20 protein-coding genes are annotated in these 17,656 nt (G+C 74.6%); 19 read left to right on the top strand and 1 reads right to left on the bottom strand.

Annotated features, from left to right (window positions below):
* Window positions 1–69 precede the first annotated feature (69 nt).
* On the top strand, window positions 70–468 hold the full coding sequence (locus ABT158_RS23045; RefSeq protein ID WP_352356451.1) for a sensor histidine kinase: 399 nt from the start codon (window positions 70–72) through the stop codon (window positions 466–468).
* Here the strand turns inward: ABT158_RS23045 and ABT158_RS23040 are convergent.
* Complete coding sequence (locus ABT158_RS23040; RefSeq protein ID WP_352356449.1) at window positions 465–836, bottom strand: YybH family protein; 372 nt, start codon at window positions 834–836, stop codon at window positions 465–467. The two genes, ABT158_RS23045 and ABT158_RS23040, sit on opposite strands and share 4 nt — an antisense overlap.
* A gap of 70 nt (window positions 837–906) precedes the next feature.
* Between ABT158_RS23040 and ABT158_RS23035 the strand changes: the two genes are divergently transcribed.
* The 18 genes from ABT158_RS23035 to ABT158_RS22950 all read left to right on the top strand — a co-directional run bounded on the left by ABT158_RS23035 (window position 907) and on the right by ABT158_RS22950 (window position 17,615).
* A complete protein-coding gene (locus ABT158_RS23035; protein ID WP_352356447.1) occupies window positions 907–2,310 on the top strand; it encodes a LysR substrate-binding domain-containing protein in 1,404 nt (467 codons plus the stop codon).
* Window positions 2,311–2,357: 47 nt separating this feature from the next.
* Window positions 2,358–2,996 carry a TetR/AcrR family transcriptional regulator gene (locus tag ABT158_RS23030; RefSeq protein WP_352356445.1) on the top strand — a complete coding sequence of 213 codons (639 nt, stop codon included), beginning with the start codon at window positions 2,358–2,360 and terminating at the stop codon, window positions 2,994–2,996.
* Between the two features lie 12 nt (window positions 2,997–3,008).
* A complete protein-coding gene (locus ABT158_RS23025; RefSeq protein WP_352356443.1) occupies window positions 3,009–3,293 on the top strand; it encodes a DUF6204 family protein in 285 nt (94 codons plus the stop codon).
* 29 nt (window positions 3,294–3,322) lie between these two features.
* Window positions 3,323–3,883, top strand: coding sequence for a helix-turn-helix domain-containing protein (locus ABT158_RS23020; protein WP_352356441.1), 561 nt, complete (start codon window positions 3,323–3,325; stop codon window positions 3,881–3,883).
* A gap of 20 nt (window positions 3,884–3,903) precedes the next feature.
* The gene (locus ABT158_RS23015; protein WP_352356439.1) at window positions 3,904–4,434 is read left to right on the top strand and encodes a GNAT family N-acetyltransferase; all 531 of its coding nucleotides are present in this window, start codon (window positions 3,904–3,906) and stop codon (window positions 4,432–4,434) included.
* Between the two features lie 78 nt (window positions 4,435–4,512).
* Window positions 4,513–5,811 (top strand): alpha-amylase family protein, encoded by a 1,299-nt coding sequence (locus ABT158_RS23010; RefSeq protein WP_352356437.1) that lies wholly within the window; start codon window positions 4,513–4,515, stop codon window positions 5,809–5,811.
* A gap of 175 nt (window positions 5,812–5,986) precedes the next feature.
* Window positions 5,987–6,631, top strand: coding sequence for a DNA/RNA non-specific endonuclease (locus ABT158_RS23005; protein ID WP_352356435.1), 645 nt, complete (start codon window positions 5,987–5,989; stop codon window positions 6,629–6,631).
* Window positions 6,632–6,692: 61 nt separating this feature from the next.
* Window positions 6,693–7,286, top strand: coding sequence for a biotin transporter BioY (locus ABT158_RS23000; RefSeq protein WP_352356433.1), 594 nt, complete (start codon window positions 6,693–6,695; stop codon window positions 7,284–7,286).
* Window positions 7,286–8,626, top strand: coding sequence for a class I adenylate-forming enzyme family protein (locus ABT158_RS22995; protein WP_352356431.1), 1,341 nt, complete (start codon window positions 7,286–7,288; stop codon window positions 8,624–8,626). The genes ABT158_RS23000 and ABT158_RS22995 overlap by 1 nt, the downstream gene beginning before the upstream one ends.
* A 1-nt stretch (window position 8,627) precedes the next feature.
* On the top strand, window positions 8,628–9,752 hold the full coding sequence (locus ABT158_RS22990; RefSeq protein ID WP_352356429.1) for a thiolase family protein: 1,125 nt from the start codon (window positions 8,628–8,630) through the stop codon (window positions 9,750–9,752).
* Complete coding sequence (locus ABT158_RS22985; protein WP_352356426.1) at window positions 9,749–10,423, top strand: energy-coupling factor ABC transporter ATP-binding protein; 675 nt, start codon at window positions 9,749–9,751, stop codon at window positions 10,421–10,423. The genes ABT158_RS22990 and ABT158_RS22985 overlap by 4 nt, the downstream gene beginning before the upstream one ends.
* Window positions 10,420–11,025 (top strand): energy-coupling factor transporter transmembrane component T family protein, encoded by a 606-nt coding sequence (locus ABT158_RS22980; RefSeq protein ID WP_352356424.1) that lies wholly within the window; start codon window positions 10,420–10,422, stop codon window positions 11,023–11,025. The genes ABT158_RS22985 and ABT158_RS22980 overlap by 4 nt, the downstream gene beginning before the upstream one ends.
* 131 nt (window positions 11,026–11,156) lie before the next feature.
* Window positions 11,157–13,415, top strand: a complete 2,259-nt coding sequence (locus ABT158_RS22975) for an exo-alpha-sialidase (RefSeq protein WP_352356422.1) — start codon at window positions 11,157–11,159, stop codon at window positions 13,413–13,415.
* 86 nt (window positions 13,416–13,501) lie between these two features.
* The gene (locus ABT158_RS22970; protein ID WP_352356420.1) at window positions 13,502–15,541 is read left to right on the top strand and encodes a prolyl oligopeptidase family serine peptidase; all 2,040 of its coding nucleotides are present in this window, start codon (window positions 13,502–13,504) and stop codon (window positions 15,539–15,541) included.
* A gap of 32 nt (window positions 15,542–15,573) precedes the next feature.
* Complete coding sequence (locus tag ABT158_RS22965) at window positions 15,574–15,912, top strand: ArsR/SmtB family transcription factor (RefSeq protein WP_352356418.1); 339 nt, start codon at window positions 15,574–15,576, stop codon at window positions 15,910–15,912.
* A complete protein-coding gene (locus ABT158_RS22960) occupies window positions 15,899–16,516 on the top strand; it encodes an SRPBCC family protein (RefSeq protein ID WP_352356416.1) in 618 nt (205 codons plus the stop codon). Before ABT158_RS22965 ends, ABT158_RS22960 begins: the two co-directional genes overlap by 14 nt.
* On the top strand, window positions 16,513–16,911 hold the full coding sequence (locus ABT158_RS22955) for a VOC family protein (protein ID WP_352356414.1): 399 nt from the start codon (window positions 16,513–16,515) through the stop codon (window positions 16,909–16,911). Before ABT158_RS22960 ends, ABT158_RS22955 begins: the two co-directional genes overlap by 4 nt.
* 65 nt (window positions 16,912–16,976) lie before the next feature.
* On the top strand, window positions 16,977–17,615 hold the full coding sequence (locus ABT158_RS22950; protein WP_352356412.1) for an NAD(P)-dependent oxidoreductase: 639 nt from the start codon (window positions 16,977–16,979) through the stop codon (window positions 17,613–17,615).
* Window positions 17,616–17,656 lie beyond the last annotated feature (41 nt).

Raw genomic sequence — 17,656 nt, 5'->3', positions numbered from 1 at the left:
CAACGCCCCGACCGCCATGCTCAGGGCAGTCCCACCCGTTCAAGGGGAAGGGCGTCCGGAGGAGATGCGATGACGGGCATCATGGACAAGACCAGGCCGGCTCTGGCCGGCGAGCTGGAGAGCCTGTGCGGCCGGTGGTCCGAGCGCACGGGGATCACCCTGGAGATCTGGGCGCTGCCCGCCGGTCCCGTGGCGGCGGCGTGGCGGCGGGCCGTGCTGGCGGTCGCGGCGGAGGCGCTGGCCAACGTCGAGGCCCACAGCGGCGCGAGCACCGCCTCGCTCGCCGTGACCGCCGGGCCCCAGGGCCTGCGCCTGACGATCAGCGACAACGGCCGCGGCTTCGCCTCCACGGCTCCGGGCGGCGGCGTCGGCCGGATGCGCGAGGCGTTCGCCGAGCTGGGCGGGCGTCTGTCGGTGCGCGGCGTGCCCGGCGAGGGCACCACCGTCAGCGGCGCCGTCCCGGCTTAGGCGCGCTCGCCGGGCCGGACGAACTCGGGCTGGTCGAGCACGCGCAGCCAGCTCCCGTCGGGCTGACGCCGCACGACCTGGGCGCGGGCGCCCGAGCCGTCCTTGGGCGGGGTCGAGGTGAGGGCGAGGTCGCCGCTGACCAGCGTCGGCAGCGGCTGCTCCGGCTCGAAGCGCGGGCGGCCGGCCAGCACCTTCTCCCACAGTGCCTGGATGGCGGCCCGTCCGACGGTCCGGCTGCCGGGCGGGTAGGCCAGCACGGCGTCCTCCTCGTAGAGCGCTGCGACGCCGGCCGCGTCGCCGGCGTTGGAACGCTCGACGAACAGGCGGGTGATGTCCTCGGGCTGCATGGCCTTCTCGTATGCGGTCATGGTGCCAGCCTGCCGCCCTTCGCTCCAGAAGTCCAACAGATGGTTGTGATGGGCACTACAATCTGAGGTTATGGAACTGAGGCAGCTGGAGTACTTCGTCGCGGTGGCCGAGGAGCGCAGTTTCACCCGCGCGGCCGAGCGGGTGCACATCAGCCAGTCGGGCGTCAGCGCCCAGATCCGGCAGCTCGAACGCGAGCTCGGCGCCGAGTTGTTCGACCGGTCGGCCCGGGTGGCCACGCTCACCGTCGCGGGCAAGGCGGCGCTCGAACACGCCCGCGCCGCGCTGGCCGCCGCCGGTGCGGTGGGCCAGGCGGTGGGCGAGGTGACCGACCTCATCCGCGGCACGCTGACGGTCGGCATGGTGCTCGGCTGCACGGTCACGCCCCTGTTCGACGCGCTGGCCGCCTTCCGCCGGGCGCATCCGGGCGTGGAGCTGACGCTGCTGGAGGACAACTCCGACAAGCTGGTCGAGGGGGTCCGGGGCGGCGCTCTCGACCTGGCGCTCATCGGCGTCGCGAACGGCGTCCCCGAGGGCCTGGAGTCGTTGACGATCGTCAGCGAGCGGCTGGTCGCGGCCGTCCCGCCGGAGCATCCGCTGGCCGGGCGGGGGCGGCTCGCCCTGCGCGACCTGGGCGAGCACCCGATCGTGTGCATGCCGCGCGGCACGGGGCTGCGGGCGGTGTTCGACGAGGCGTGCGCGGCCCAGGGGCTGCGGCCGCCGATCGCGCTGCAGGCCGGCGCCGCCGACGCCATCGCCGGCCTGGCCGTCCGCGGCCTCGGCGTGGCGATCCTCAGCGAGTCGATGGCCGCGCTCCACCGCGACCGGCTCACCGCGCTGCTCATCGACGACGTGCGCACGCCCGCGCTGCTCGCCCTGGTCTGGCGGGAGGGCGGCGGCCCGGCGGTGCGGGCGCTGCTGCCGCACGCCCGCCGCGCGTTCGCCGGCGGCCTCGACGGCGAGCCCGATGGCCGTCAGCCTTCCCTTGACACGGCGCCGCGTCAAGGGAAGGCTGACAGCATGATGACACGCAACGAGAGCATCCGGGAGATCACGCCCGTCGCGCAGCTGGCGACGAGGTGTTCGTTCTGCGGCACCCCGCACGAGAAAGCCAGGAAGGTCGTCGCCGGGCCGGGCGTCTACATCTGCGACGCCTGCGTCGACCTGAGCCAGCAGATCGTCCAGGCCGAGCTCCGCAAGGCGGAGGGCGAGCCCGCGCCGGCCGGCGACGGCGGGTCGCGCGTCCACTGGGGCCCCGCCCCGGACGACCAGTATGTGTCCGGCATGTCCGACGACGACGTGCTGGCTTCCCTGCCCCGCCAGGCGCTCACCCTTGAGCAGGCCGAACGCGACCTGCGCGCCTGGGTGGCCATCCTGCGCGCCCGCAACGTGACGTGGGCCAGGATCGGCGAGGCGCTCGGCATCACCCGCCAGGCGGCGTGGGACCGGTTCGCCGCCGACGTCGAATCCCGGTGACGCGCCCAAAACTGCAATCCACTTCATTTTTGCAGTAGAGTCCTGCCATGACCGAAGGGCTTCGCGAGCGCAAGAAGCGCAAGACCCGCCGGCACCTCTCCGACGTGGCGATCGGGCTGTTCGTCGACCGCGGCTTCGACCAGGTCACGATCGCCGAGATCGCCGCGGCGGCGGAGGTGTCGGTGAACACGCTCTACAACTACTTCACCGCCAAGGAAGATCTCGTGCTGCCGCCCGAGGAGGCCTCGCCGCAGCGGCTGGCCGACATCGTGCGCGAACGCGCGCCGGGCGTGTCGGCGGCGCGGGCGGTGCTGGCCCGCCTGCGCGAGGAGGTGCGCGGGCGCGAGCGCAGCCTGGGGCTGACGGCGGGGTTCGGCCAGGTGCTGGAGATGATGCTGGCCGCTCCCACGCTGCGGGCGCGCCTGGAGGAGCTGGGCCGGCAGATGACCGACGCGCTCGCCGACGCGCTGGCCGCGGAGACGGGGGCCGGGCCGGGCGATCCGCTGCCGCGGGCCGTCGCCTGGCAGATCGGCTGCCTGCACTCGCTGGTGTACGCCGAAGTCGGCAGGCGGGTGGCGGCCGGTGAGCGGCCCGACGCCATCGCCGCGGCCGTGCTGGAGCTGCTGGACGTGACCGAGGGCCTGTTCGGCGAGCCCTTGCTGACCTATGCCGTACGGGAGGGCTGAGCGTTGTTCCGGGTGACCATCCGCGGCACGTTCGACGGGATCGACGAGGAGGGGCGGGCCGCGGTGCTGGCGGCGCACGACACGGCGTTCACCGAGGCGGGCACGTTCACCCACGACGGCACCGTGTCGTCGTTCACCTTCCGCTGCCAGGTGCCCGCCGGGCCGGACGACGGTGAGCACGAGGCCACCGGGCGGGCGGTCGCGGCGCTGGAGGCGTACGGGGTGCCGTACCGGGTGCTGCAGATCGCGGTGACCGACATGCGGGACATCAGGATCCGCCGGAAGGGCCGTCGCTGATTTCCCGTATCTGGGATATGGTCCCGGATATGGGACAGGATTTGGACGAGCGGCTGGCCGGGCGGCTCGCCGAGCTGCGCGTCGAGCGCGACTGGTCGCTCGACGACCTGGCCGGGCGCGCCGGCATCAGCCGTTCGACGTTGTCCCGGCTGGAGCGCGGCGAGATCAGCCCCACCGCCGCCCTGCTCAACAAACTCTGCGCGGTCTACGGGCGCACGATGTCGCGCCTGCTGGCCGAGGTGGAGCCGGAGCCCGCGCAGGTGGTGCGGGCGGCGTCCCAGGCGGTGTGGCGGGACGAGAGCTCGGGCTTCGAGCGACGTTCCGTCTCGCCGCCGCATCCGGGGCTGCGCGGCGAGGTCGTCGAGGGGCGGCTGCGGCCGGGCGCGGACATCGCCTACGACGAGCCGCCGGTCCCCGGGCTCGAACAGCACGTCTGGGTGCTGGAGGGCGTCGTGGAGATCACCGCCGACGGCCGCGTCCACCGGCTGGAGGCGGGCGACTGCCTGCGGTTCCGCCTGTGGGGGCGGTCGCGCTTCCGCTGCCCGGGGCCCTCGCCGGTCCGTTACGCCCTGCTCGTCGTCCTGCCGTGAGCACCCGAAGGAGCCCTGCCGTGCACACCGTCACCCGCATGTCCGCGCAGGAGTTCGCCGGCGGCGTCGAGGAGCTGGCCGTGCTGCTGGCCGACGCCGTCGACGGCGGCGCCTCGGTCGGCTTCCTCAAGCCGTTCGGCCCGGAAGAGGCCGCGGCCTGGTGGCAGGAGCAGACGGCGGCGGTGGCCGAGGGCGGCATGGCGGTGTGGGCCTGCCGCGACGCCGACGGCTTCCTGGCCGGCACGGTCAGCCTGGTGCTGGCCCGCAAGCCCAACTCGCGGCACCGGGCCGAGCTGGTCAAGCTCCTGGTGCACCGCAAGGCGCGCGGGCGCGGCCTGTCGCGCCTCCTGCTGGCCGCCGCCGAGGACGGCGCCGTCGCGGCCGGGGCCGGCCTGCTGGTGCTCGACACCGAGACCGGCAGCGCCGCCGAGCACGTCTACCTCACCGGCGGCTGGACCCGCTACGGCGTCGTGCCCGGCTACGCCGGCGCCCCCGACGGCACCCTGCTCGACTGCAGCTTCTTCTACAAGCGCCTCCAGGCTCACGCCTGAGCCGGTCGGGGCCCCGGCGGGCGGCTCCCGGCGGGGCCCTGCCTAGAATGAGCTTCGGATCTTCATCGGGGGGTTGACGTGCCGTCCTGGGCAGAGCAGGCGATCTTCTGGCACGTCTATCCGCTGGGCTTCCTGGGCGCCGAGCGGGCCGCCGTGCCGCGGGTCACCCACCGGCTCGCGGGCCTGACGCCGTGGCTCGACCACGCCGCCGCGCTGGGCGCCGACGGGCTGCAGCTCGGCCCGATCTTCGCCGCCGAGACCCACGGCTACGACACCCTCGACCACTTCCGCGTCGATCCGCGCCTGGGCGACGACGGCGACTTCGACGCGCTGGTGTCGGCCGCGCACGAGCGCGGGCTGCGGGTGCTCCTCGACGGCGTCTTCAACCACGTGGGCCAGGGCTTCCCACGTTTCCAGCAGGCGCTGCGCGAGGGGCCGGGCTCGGCGGCCGCGCGCTGGTTCCGGCTGCGCTGGCCGGCCGGCGGCGGCGCTCCGGCGCACGACGACTTCGAGGGGCACCAGTCGCTGGTCGCGCTCGACCACGCGGAGCCGGCCGTCGCCGAGCACGTCGCGGCGGTGATGGCCCACTGGCTCGACCGCGGCGCCGACGGCTGGCGGCTGGACGCCGCCTACGCCGTGCCGCCGGAGTTCTGGGCGCGGGTGCTGCCTCAGGTGCGCCGCGGACGGCCCGAGGCGTACGTGGTGGGGGAGGTCATCCACGGCGACTACGCCGCGTTCGTGGCCGAGACCGGCGTCGACGCGGTCACCCAGTACGAGCTGTGGAAGGCGATCTGGAGCTCGCTCAACGACCGCAACGCCTTCGAGCTGGCCTGGACGCTCAAGCGCCACACCGCCTTCGCCGAGTCCTTCGCGCCGATGACGTTCGTCGGCAACCACGACGTCACCCGCCTGGCCAGCCGCCTGGCCGACGAGCGTCACCTGCCGCACGCCCTGGCCGTGCTGATGACGGTGGCCGGCACGCCCTCGCTGTACGCCGGCGACGAGTACGCCCTGCGCGGCGTCAAGGAGGAGCGCGAGGGCGGTGACGACGCCGTGCGCCCGGCCTTCCCCGCCTCCCCGCTGGAGATGCCGCCGACCGGCCTGCCGGTCCTCGACCTGCACAAGCGGCTCGTCGCGGTGCGCCGCCGCCACCGGTGGCTGTGCCGCGCCCACACCACCGACCTGGTCCTGTCCAACCAGCTCTACGCCTACGAGAGCCGCTCCGGCGATCAGGCGCTGGCCGTGGCGCTGAGCACCGCCGACGAGCCGTCGCAGGTCACGCTGCCGTTCTCCGGGAGCCTGGCCGCCGGGGACGGCGTCCTGGACGGCTCGCTGCTCACCCTGCCTTCGCACGGCTGGGCCGTCGTCGAGCCCTGAACAGGGCGACCTACCTGTAATCACTACGAAAAGTAGCGTTCTGGCAACGTTCCGCTACAACGTCGCCGGGGCATCACTATCGCGACAAAGCCGACGCGCTCGCCGACAGGGCGAAGCAGCCTGCCGGCGCGGGCCCGTCGTGCGTCCCCCGCGAGAGGAATGCCTTCTCATGCCCATGACCCGGCTCCCCCCTGTCCTGTGCGCCGCCGCGCTGACGGCCGCCACCCTGACCGCCCCCGCCCAGGCGACCGGTCCCAGCACCGGCACCGACGCCGCCGCCTGCATCCAGCACCTGGCCAGGAACCACACCTACAAGGACGGCTCCCGCACCTACACCACCGACGGCGCCGGGCGCCCCGCCCAGGCCCTGGCCCCCCAACTGGCCAGGAAGGCGGCCGCGCGCAGCGGGTGCGAGGCCACCGTCGGCAACTGGGGCGGCAGCGGCGACTGGCAGGGCGGCCATCTCATCGCCTCCTCCTTCTCCGGCGCCAGCCTGCGCTACAACCTGGTCCCCATGCGCGGCAGGCAGATCAACCAGGGCCTGATGCTCCGCGTCGAGAACGGCGCCCGCGCCTGCCTGGAGGCCAAGGGCGGCGCGGTGGCCGACTACCGCGTCGAGGTGCACTACCCCGACGGCACGACGGTGATCCCCGACCGCATCCACGTCTCCATGGCGGCGACGATCTCCGGGGTGTCCCGGCGGGTCACGGTCACCTTCCCGAACGCCACCCTGTCGGCCCGCGAGCTGGACTCCTGGCACACGAAGATCACCAACGCGTTCCGGACGGCGCACTGCATGAGCGCCTCTGACAAGGCGTAGCCGCCGGTGTTGTGGGAACCCTGCATGCGGGATCGACCCGTTCTGGTGTGGGATCGTCCTCATGACGAACGCAGGAAGACGGCGGCGGTTCCCCACCGGTGACCTGGCCAGGATCGCGGTGTTCGCCGCGCTGATCGCGGTGCTGGGCGCGCCGGGCGCGGTCAACGTTTTCGGCAACGCGGTGCCGATCACTCTCCAGACGCTCGGCGTCATGCTGGCCGGGGCCATCCTCGGCAGCCGGCGGGGGGCGCTGGCGGTGGTCGTGCTGCTGGTGCTGGTCGCGGCCGGGCTGCCGCTGCTGGCGGGCGGGCGCGGCGGGCTCGGCGTGTTCACCGCCGCCTCCGCCGGGTTCCTGCTCGGCTGGGTCCCCGGGGCCGCGGTCACCGGGCTACTGGTGGAGCGGGCGGGCCGGACGCCGAGCGTCCTGCGGCTGCTGGTGGCGTGCGCGGTGGGCGGGATCGGGGTGGTCTACCTGGTCGGCGTGCCGGTGCAGGCGCTGGTCACCGGGCTGCCGCCGGCCAAGGCGCTGGCCCTCAGCGCGGTGTTCCTGCCGGGCGACGCGCTCAAGGCGGTGGTGGCCGCGCTGGTGGCCAGGGGCACGCAGCGCGCCTATCCCGACGCCGTTCCGGCCGTCCACCGCGAACGGGTGCGCTGATGCCGGTCGCCGGGCACGTCCTGCGGCACGCCGCCGAGGGCCCGTCCCGGGTCGCGCTGCGCGGCCCGGACGGCTCGCTGACCTACGGCGAGCTGGCCGGACGCGTCCAGGGCGGCGCGCGGCAGCTGCGCGGGCGCGGCGAGCTGGCCGCCATCGCCCTGCATGACCCGGTCGAGCTGCTGATCGCGGTGCTGGCGGCCGATCTGGCGGGGGTGACGCCGCTGGTGGGCGATCCGGCCTGGAGCCCGGAGCGGTGGGCGCGGGTGGCCGGGGCGGCCGGCGCCGATCTGCGGATCGACGAGCCGCTGGCGTCCGCGCCGGGCGCGCCCCTCGTGCCCGAGCCCCGTCCCGGCGACCGGGCGTGGGCGTGCTTCACCTCCGGCAGCACGGGCCGGCCGCGCGCGGTGGCGCGCACCCGTGCGTCCTGGACGCGGTCCTTCCCGCACCTGACCGAGCTGACCGGCATCGGGCCGGCCGACGTCGTCCTGGTGCCCGGCCCGCTGGTCTCCTCCCTGTACGCCTTCGCTGCCGTGCACACGCTGGCCGTCGGCGCGACCGCCGTCGTGCCGGGCGGGCGGCCCACGGCGGCGTCGCTGCGCGCGGCGACCGCGATCCATCTGGTGCCCCACCGGCTGCCCGAGGTGCTGGAGCAGGCGCCCCGCCTGCGTACGGCCGTCGTCGGCGGCGCGCTGCTGTCCGGGCAGGCCCGGGACCTGGCCGGACGGGCGGGGGTGCGGGTGATGTCCTATTACGGCGCGACCGAGCTGTCGTTCGTGGCCTTCGACCCCGACGGGGGCGGGCTGCGGGCGTTCCCGGAGGTTGAGATCGAGGTCAGGGCCGAGCCGGGGCGCGCGCTGGGCGAGGTGTGGGCGCGCTCGCCGTGGCTGGCCGACGGCTATCTGGGCGGCGCGCGGGGTCCGCTGCGCCGCGACGGCGGGGGCTGGATGACGGTCGGCGACCTGGCCGAGCCGTACCGGGCCGGGCAGGTGCTGCGGGTGCGCGGGCGCGGCGACGGCGCGATCCAGACCGGCGGCGCGACCGTCGTGCCCGAGGACGTCGAGGCGGTGCTGCGGAACGTGCCGGGGGTGGGGGACATCGTGGTGATCGGGTCGCCGCACCCGTCGCTCGGCTCGGTGGTGACCGCGGTGGTCGAGGGCGCCTCGCCGCCGCCGCGCGCGCTGCTGGAGGCCGTCGCGCGCAGCGGGCTGGACGTGGCGCAGCGGCCCCGCCGCTGGTACGCCGTGCCCGTCCTGCCGCGCACCGGGTCGGGCAAACCGGCCCGCGGCCTGGTGGCCGACCGGCTGGCCGGCGGCGACCCCGAGCTCCGGAGGCTGGTCTGACGTGGGCGGACGACCCGTCGTCGTGGCGGCCCGCCGTACGCCGATCGGCACGGCCGGGCACGCCTTCAAGGACGTGACCGTCCACCGGCTGGCCGCCCCCGTCATCGAGGCGGTGGCCGCCGAGGCCGGCCGGCCGGTGGACGACGTGGTGCTCGGCAACTGCATGGGCCCCGGCGGGAACGTGGCCCGGGTCTCGGCGCTGGCCGCCGGGCTCGGCCACGGCGTGCCCGGCCTGACCGTCGACCGGCAGTGCGGCAGCGGGCTGGCCGCGATCCTGGTGGCCGGGCAGGCGGTGGCCGCGGGGGAGATGGACCTGGTGATCGCCGGGGGAGCCGAGAGCGCCTCGACCGCGCCGCTGCGCATGCCGCGGGGCGCGGACCGTCCCTACGACCGGGCGCCGTTCGCCCCCGAGGGCCATCCCGACCCCGACATGGGCCCGGCCGCCGAGGCCCTGGCCGGCGCGTACGGCATCAGCCGCGCCCGCCAGGACGACTACGCCCGCCTCAGCCACGCCAAGGCGCTGGCCGCCCGCGCGGCGGGCGCCTTCGACCAGGAGATCGTGCCGGTCGGCGGCCGGGCGGAGGACCAGCGCCCCAGGGCGCTGCGGGCGGCGTCGCTGGCCCGGCTGCCCGCGGCGTTCGTGCCGGGCGGTACAGTGACCGCCGGTAATTCCTCCCCGGTCAGCGACGGCGCGGCCGCCGTGGCGCTGGCGCCCGAGCGGGCCGGCCTGCCGGGGTTGCGGCTGTTGGCCGGGTCCGTCGTCGGGTGCGATCCGGCGCTGCCCGGGTGGGGGCCGGTGCCCGCGGTCCGCCGGGTGCTGGCACGTGCGGGGGTGGACATGGGACGGGTGGCCGCGGTGGAGATCGTGGAGGCGTTCGCGGCGCAGGTGCTGGCCGTCACCGACGCGCTCGGCCTCGACCCGCTGGAGGCCGACCGCGATCGGGTGTGCGCCGGCGGCGGCGCGCTGGCGCTCGGCCATCCGTGGGGCGCGACCGGCGCGGTGGTGGTGACCAGGCTCTTCTCCAGGCTGGTACGGGCCGGGGCGCCCGCGGGCACGCTGGGGCTGGCGGCCGCGGCGGTGGGCGGCGGGCTGGGCGTGGCCGCGCTGTTCGAGGTGGTCGCGTGATCGAGTTCGCCGACGTGCACGTCCAGCTGGGCAGCCGCGACGTGCTGCGCGGCGTCACCGCGAGCCTGACCGAGCGCCGGGTGGGCGTGGTGGGCGCGAACGGCTCGGGCAAGAGCACGCTGGCCCGGCTGATCAACGGCCTGGCGGTGCCCACCTCGGGCGAGGTCACCGTGCTCGGCCTGGACACCCGCCGGCAGGCCGCGCGGATCAGGCGGCGGGTGGGGTTCCTGTTCACCGACCCCGACGCGCAGATCGTCATGCCGACCGTGGCCGAGGACGTCGCCTTCTCCCTGCGCCGCAAGGGCCTGCCGCGCGAGGAGGTCGAGCGCCGGGTGCACGACGTGCTGGCCCGGCACGGCCTGGACGGGCACGCCGACCATCCCGCCCACCACCTGTCCGGCGGCCAGAAGCAGTTGCTGGCCCTGTGCGCGGTCATGGTGCTCGAACCCGACATCCTGGTCATGGACGAGCCCACGACGCTGCTCGACCTGCGCCATTCGCGGCAGGTGGCCGCGTTGTTGCGGGAGATGCCGCAGCAGGTGGTGGCGGTGACGCACGACCTGCCGCTGCTGGCCGGGTTCGACCGGGTGCTGGTGCTCGACGAGGGCCGGGTGGTCGCCGACGGCACGCCGGCCGAGGCGATCGGCCACTACACCGAGCTGATGGCGTGAACGGGCTCACCGGGGCGTACGTGCCGGGCGGCTCGTGGCTGCACCGGCTGCCGCCGGGGGTCAAGCTGGCGGGGCTGGCGGTGTCGTGCACGGCGCTGGTGCTGGTGCGGCCGCCGGTGGCGCTGGCGGGGGCGGCGGTCGTGGCGGCGGCGCTGTACGCGTCGGCGCGGGTGGGTGGACGGGCGGCGTGGGCGCAGGTGCGGCCGGTGCGCTGGTTCGCGGTCATGCTGTTCGTGCTGCAACTGGTGTTCGCGGACCTGGACGCGGCGGTGTCCTCGACGTTGCGGGTGGTGCTGGCCGTGGCGCTGGCGGGGCTGGTGACGCTGACCACGCGGACGGCGGACATGCTGGCGGCGCTGGAGCGCGTCCTGTCGCCGGTCAGGTTCGTGGGGCTGGACCCGTTCCGGCTGTCGTTGCTGCTCTCGCTCACCGTGCGCAGCGTGCCGGTGGTGGCGTCGCTGGCGGTGCGGATCAGGGAGGCGCAGCGGGCGCGGGGGGTCGAGCGCAGCGTGCGGGCGTTCGCGGTGCCGCTGGTGGTGGGCGCTCTGCGGCACGCGGACGCGCTGGGCGAGGCCCTGTCGGCCCGCGGGCTCGACGACTGACCCACTTCATCACAAAGCGGACATAAGGCAGTTACAACTTACACCTCCACTTTTAGTCAAATATAGCCTTCTTGCGTAAATAAACGACAAAACGGACGTCGATCGTTCGTTGCGCAAGGAGTCCTTCCCCCGTGCTGCCCACCAGAGCGCTGCTCGCCGCCTGCCTGCTGGCCCCCCTTCCCGTCGTCCTGCAGGGGACGGCGCACGCGGCCGCGTACTGCTCGATTCCCGACACGCCCGCCCTCACCGCACAGGAGTCGGGGCCGCGTGAGGGCTACCTGGCCGGATCGGGCAGCGACGCCTTCGTGGACTGGGTCTACCCCAGCCCGCGCCCGGCGGCCAAGGAGCCGACGGCGGCCCAGCGCCGCGACTACGCCGGCTTCCCCAACCTCACCGCGATCGACGTGGTCCGGCCCGACGGCACGCCCGGCCAGAAGCTGATCGCCACCTGGTCCACCAACGTGGACGCGGTCATGGCCCAGACCAGCGGCATGGCCGTCTCCGACGACGGCGGCCTGACCTTCGGCCCGGCGCGCAGCACGCCGCTGCGCGAGGCGCCGGTGCAGTTGCACGACGGCCGCCTGTTCGGCACCGCCTACTACCTGTCGAAGGTCGACGCCCACACCAACGAGCTGGACGTGCACACCTCCACCGACCTCGGCCAGACCTGGGACACCGCCAAGGCCACCTTCACCAGCCCGGACGAGCTGGTCGGCGGCGGCGTGGCGCACGGCGTGCCGATCCAGCTGGCCGACGGGACCGTCCTGGTGACCGTCTACGCCCGCTACACCGCCACCGGCGGGAAGAACCAGGCCGAGCTGTACGCCAGCGCCGACGGCGGCCGGACCTTCGCCCGCCGCGGCGTCATCGCCCGCCCGGCCGGGGAGGCGACGTACAACGAGACGGCCATCGAGCAGACCGCCGACGGCAGCCTGCTGGCGGTCCTGCGCAAGGACGGCGGCACCTACTCCACGCTGGCCTGGAGCCGTTCGACCGACGAGGGCCGCACCTGGTCGGCGGTGCGCGACCTGCAGCTGTCCGGCCAGAGCTGCACGGTGCGCGGCGTGGCCCCGCGCCTGCTGCTCATGCCCAACGGCGTGCTGGTGCTCAGCGCGGGCCGTCCGGACGACTGGCTGGCGATCTCCCCCGACGGCCGCGGCGACTCCTGGACGCAGCAGCGCGTGACCTACCACAACCGCGACGGCGTCTACGACACGCACGGCTCGTCCGGCTACACGGCGCTGGCCGCCGTCGGCGCCAACCGGCTGGTCCAGCTCTTCGACAACTGCAAGCTGCCGGGCGTCAAGGCCGACGGCACGCTGAACGAGACCGCCTGCCCGGCGAGCGGCAAGTTCGAGAACGGCGGCTGGTACGCCGTCAAGCGCCGCCACCTGGACGTCCTGGCACCCGGCGCGGGCCGGATCGACCTGGCCGCCAAGCAGCGCGCCGGCGAGCTGACCGTCGAGACGAACATGACCTGGGCCGACGCCCGGCGGCCGCGGGTGCGCCCCGACGGCGCCTTCGACGGCAGCACCGCGTACTGGTCCAGCGCCGTCTCCCAGGGCCCCGGCGAGTACGTCCTGCACCTGGACCGCGAGCAGACCTTCAACCGGATCGGCCTCAGCCTGCGCCCGGGGCACCCGGCCTCGGCCAGTGTCTACGTCTCCAAGGACGGCGCCGACTGGGGCCGCCCGGTGGCCACGGTCACCGGGCGCACCGACTACGCGCTGCGCCACCAGCCGGTGAACGCCACCGGCCGGCACGTCAAGATCGTCGTCGAGGCCACGCCGGACTGCGACGCCGAGATCGGCCCGAGCTGCGCGATGCTCAACGAGGTCGAGCTCTCCTCCACGACCGACACCTTCGACAACGACCCGATCTGGCTGCGCCCGCGCGGCTACCAGAGCCTGTCGGCGGCCTGGGTGTCGCCGTACGAGGTGGGCGCCGACCGCGCGCTGACCCTGTCCGACAAGTCCACCACCCTCATGGCCAAGGCCGCCCGCACCACGACCGCGAGCGCACGCAAGACCCTGGAGTTCCGCTACAAGCCGGTCAGCGTGACCAACTCCTTCCTGTTCACGGTGACCAGCGGGACGACGTCGGCCTACCACCTGAGCATCAGCAGGGCCGGCGCGGTCAGCCGCTACGACGCCGCCACCAAGAAGTGGACGACCCTGGCCCCCGCCGGGACGGTCGGCGAGGGCTGGACCAGGATCCGCCTGGAGGCCACCACCTCCTCCGCCACCCTGTACGCCGGTGACCGGCAGATCGCCACGCTGCCCCGCACGGCCGCCGTGACCTCGATGGACGGCTACGCCTTCAGCAGCGCGGGCACCGCTCCGACCGGCGACGAGGCGCTGTTCGACGACGTGCGGTTCGAGGACCGCTGACCTCGCGCGGCGGCGCGGGAGCGTGCCCGCGCCGCCACCGTGGCCTGCCTTGCGCCGCCTCGACGGGCCGTGCCTATGATCGCGCCATGCCTCCCCTGACGCTTCCCCGCCAGCACGCCCGCACGGCTCGCTTCACCTACGGCGTCCCGCGGAACTTCACGATCTCGCCGGACGGCGCGCGGGTGATCTTCCTGCGGTCGTCCTCGGGCGAGGATCCGGTGCACCGGCTGTGGTCGTTCACCGTGGCCACGGGGGAGGAGCGCCTGCTGGCCGAGCCGGGCGCGCCCGTGTCCGGCGCGCGGCTGTCGGAGGCCGAGCGCGCCCGCCGGGAGCGCACCCGTGAGCACGCCTCCGGCATCGTCGCCTACGCCACCGACGCGGCCGTCACCAAGGCCGTCTACGCGGCCGACGGCGCGCTGCACACCGTCGACCTGCTGACCGGCGAGGTGACCGCGCTCGGCCTGACCGGCTCCGACCCGCGGCTGGACCCCACCGGCGAGCACGTCGCGTTCGTCTCCGGCGGCGCGCTGCACGTCGGGGAGCGGCCGCTGCTGGTCCCCGACGGCACCGACGTGACGTGGGGGCTGCCCGAGCACGTGGCGGGCGAGTCGATGGGCCGGCACCGCGGCTACTGGTGGGCGCCCGACGGCAGCCGCCTGCTGGCCGCCCGGGTGGACAACGCCGCGGTGCAGAAGTGGTGCCTGGCAGAGCCCGCCGAGCCGGGCCGCCCGCCGCGGACCATGGCCTACCCGCCGGCCGGCACGGCCAACGCCGACGTGTCGTTGTGGCTGGTCACGCTGGAGGGGCGGCGCACCCGGGTGGTGTGGGACCGCGCGGCCTTCGAGTACGTGGCGGCGGTGTCGTGGACCGGCCAGGGCCTGCTGGTGCTGGTGCAGAGCCGCGACCAGCGCACCACCCGCGTCCTGGAGGTCGATCCGGCCACCGGGGCGACCACGCCGGTGCGCGAGGACACCGACGACGCCTGGCTGGAGCTGGTGCCCGGCGTGCCGTCGCGCACGGCCGCGGGCGAGCTGGTCTGGACGGTCGACCGCGACGACACCCGCCGCCTGATGGTGGGCCAGGACGTGGTGACCCCGCCCGGCCTGCAGGTGCTGGCGGTGCTCGCCGTCGACGGCGACACCGTGCTCCTCCACTGCTGCGAGGAGCCCACCGAACGGCACCTGTGGACCTGGTCCAGGGCCGGGGGCCTGGTCAGGGTGACCGCCGAGCCCGGCGTGCACACCGGCACGCGCGCGGGCGGGGCGACGGTCGTGGTGCGCCGCTCCCTGGAGGAGCACGGGGTGCGGGTGAGCGTGGGCGGCCGGACGATCGCCTCGCACGGCGCGGTCCCGGTGCTGCGGCCGCGGGTGGAGCTGGTGTCGCTGGGCAAGCGCGACCTGCGTACGGCGATCCTGTTCCCGTCCGGGCACGTGCCGGGGTCGGGGCGGTTGCCGGTGTTGTTGTCGCCGTACGCCGGGCCGACGGCGGCTCGGGTGCTGCGCGGCCTGGACGGCTTCGCGATCGAGCAGTGGTTCGCCGAGCAGGGCTTCGCCGTGCTGGTGACCGACGGCCGGGGCACGCCGGGCCGGGGGCCGGCCTGGGAGCGCGCGGTCCGGTTCGACAAGCTGAGCGCCGCGCTGGAGGACCAGGCCGACGCGCTGCGGGCCGCCGCCGCCCGCCATCCCGACCTGGACCTGGGCCGGGTGGCGATCCGCGGCTGGTCCTACGGCGGTTACCTGTCGGCGGCGGCGGTGCTGCGTCACCCCGACGTCTTCCACGTGGCCGTGGCGGGCGCCCCGGTGACCGATCCCCGCCTGTACGACACCCATTGGCAGGAGCGCTACCTGGGCCATCCCGACGAGCATCCGGAGGCCTACGACCGCTGCTCGCTGCTGGCCGACGCGCCCGGCCTGACCCGTCCGCTGATGCTGGTGCACGGCCTGGCCGACGACAACGTCTTCGCCGCCCACACGCTGCGCCTGTCGGCGGCGCTGCTGGCCGCGGGCCGTCCGCACACGGTGCTGCCGCTGAGCGGCGTGACGCACATGGCCCCCCAGGAGGACGTGGCCGAGAACCTGCTGCTGCTGGAGCTGGACTTCATCCGCCACCACCTATCCCAGGTTTGACTTATATAAGTCGATCCTGAAACACTGAGGTCGTGCACGCGTTCGACGTCCTCGGAGATCCGGTCCGCCGCCGGATCCTGGAGCTGCTGGCCGGCGGCGAGCAGAGCTCCGGCGAGGTCACCGCAGTCATCCAGCGAGAGTTCGGCGTCTCACAGCCGGCGGTCTCCCAGCACCTGAAGGTGCTGCGCGACAACGGGTTCGCCAGTGTGCGGGCCGAGGGCACGCGACGGCTCTACGCCGTGGAGCCCGCGCCGCTGCGGGAGGTCGACCTCTGGCTCGACCGTTTCCGCGGCTTCTGGGAGCAGCGCCTCGACGCGCTGGCCACCGAGCTGGCGCGGGGCAGAAGAAAGAAGCACGATGGACAGCCTTGACGAGATATCCCGGATCAGGCGCGAGCTGACGGACGGCGAGCGCAAGTCCGTGACCCTGACCCGCCACTACGACGCGGAGGTGGCGGACGTCTGGGACGCCTGCACCGACGGTGAGCGCATAGCCCGCTGGTTCATGCCGGTCTCCGGCGACCTGCGGCTGGGGGGCACGTACCAGCTGGAGGGCAACGCGGGCGGGGAGATCCTGGCCTGCGAGCCGCCCTCCTACCTCAGGGTGAGCTGGCTGTTCGGGCCCGACCCCGGTTTCTCCGAGGTCGAGGTGCGCCTGTCGGCCGAGGACGGGGGCACCCGGTTCGAGCTGCGCCACACCGCCGAGGTGCCGCCGGAGATGTGGGGCCGGTTCGGGCCAGGGGCGGTCGGCGTGGGCTGGGACCTCGCACTCCTGGGCCTGCGGCTGCATCTTGCCGGGCTGCCGATGCCCGACAAGTCCGGCTTCGAGCTGACCGCCGACGGCCGCCGCTACATCACGGCCAGCAGCCGGGCGTGGGGCGCGGCCTTCGAGGAGGCCGGGGCGCCGCCCGGGACCGCCGCCGCCGCGGTCGCCGCCACCACCGCTTTCTACCTACCGACGGAGGACCAGTCATGAGCCAGAAGACCACCACGTTCCTGATGTTCCAGAACCGCGACGCCGAGGAGGCGATGAACTTCTACGTCTCGCTGTTCGAGGACTCCAAGGTGGTGGCCGTCTCCCACTACGGCCCGGAGGGGCCGGGGCCCGAGGGCACCGTCATGCACGCCACGTTCACCCTGGCCGGCCAGGAGTACATGTGCATCGACAGCAGTGAGCGGCACGCGTTCGGCTTCACCCCCTCGATGTCGATCTGGGTCGCGTGCGACAGCGAGGAGGAGATCGACCGGCTCTACGCGGCGCTGGTGGAGGGCGGCCAGCCGCTGATGCCGATCGGCTCGTACGGCTTCAGCACCAAGTTCGGCTGGGTCAACGACCGCTTCGGCGTCTCCTGGCAGCTCAACCTGGCCTGAGGGTCACCCCGGGCGGCGAGTAGGGTGAGTAAGTGTTCACCCACCCTACTCGTGAAGGGCACGACATGAGGCTCGTCATCTTCGGTGCGACCGGCCGCACGGGGCTGGAGCTCGCCCGGCAGGCGCTCGACCTGGGGCACGAGGTCACCGCCGTCGTCCGCGACGCCGCCCGGCTGCCGGCCGGGCTGCGCGACCGGGTCGAGACCGTGACCGCCGACCTGGCCGACCCGCAGGCCGTCGCGTCGGCGGTCAAGGGCGGGGACGCCGTGCTGATCGCGCTCGGCCCGCGCGGGCGCGGCCCGACGACCGTGCACACCACCGCCATGCGCTCGATCCTCCAGGCGATGGCGCGGGTCCCGGCCCGGCGGGTGCTGCTGGTGAGCGCCGCGGGCATGGTCGCCGACGCCGGTGACGGCCCGTTCACCCGGTACGTGCTCAAGCCCCTGATACTGCGGCCGCTGCTGAAGAACTCCTACACCGACCTGGCCGAGTCCGAGCGCCTGCTGCGCGCCTCGGGCCTGGACTGGACGATCGTGCGCCCCTCCCGCCTGCTCGACGGCGGGCCCACCGGCCGCTACCGCACCGCCCTGGACCTCAACCTGCGCGGCGGCCGCTCCACCACCCGCGCCGACCTGGCCGCCTGCATGCTGAAGCTGGCCGCCGACCCGGCCTCGGCGGGGCACGTCGTCTCGGTGGCCACCTGATGCGAGGCCCGGACGGCCACCACGCGACGCGCGTGGTGGCC

Source organism: Nonomuraea sp. NPDC001636, assembly GCF_040298265.1.
Classification (GTDB): Bacteria; Actinomycetota; Actinomycetes; order Streptosporangiales; family Streptosporangiaceae; genus Nonomuraea.
Note: the sequence above shows the minus strand (reverse complement) of the source record. Positions and strands in the feature narration are given on the sequence as shown.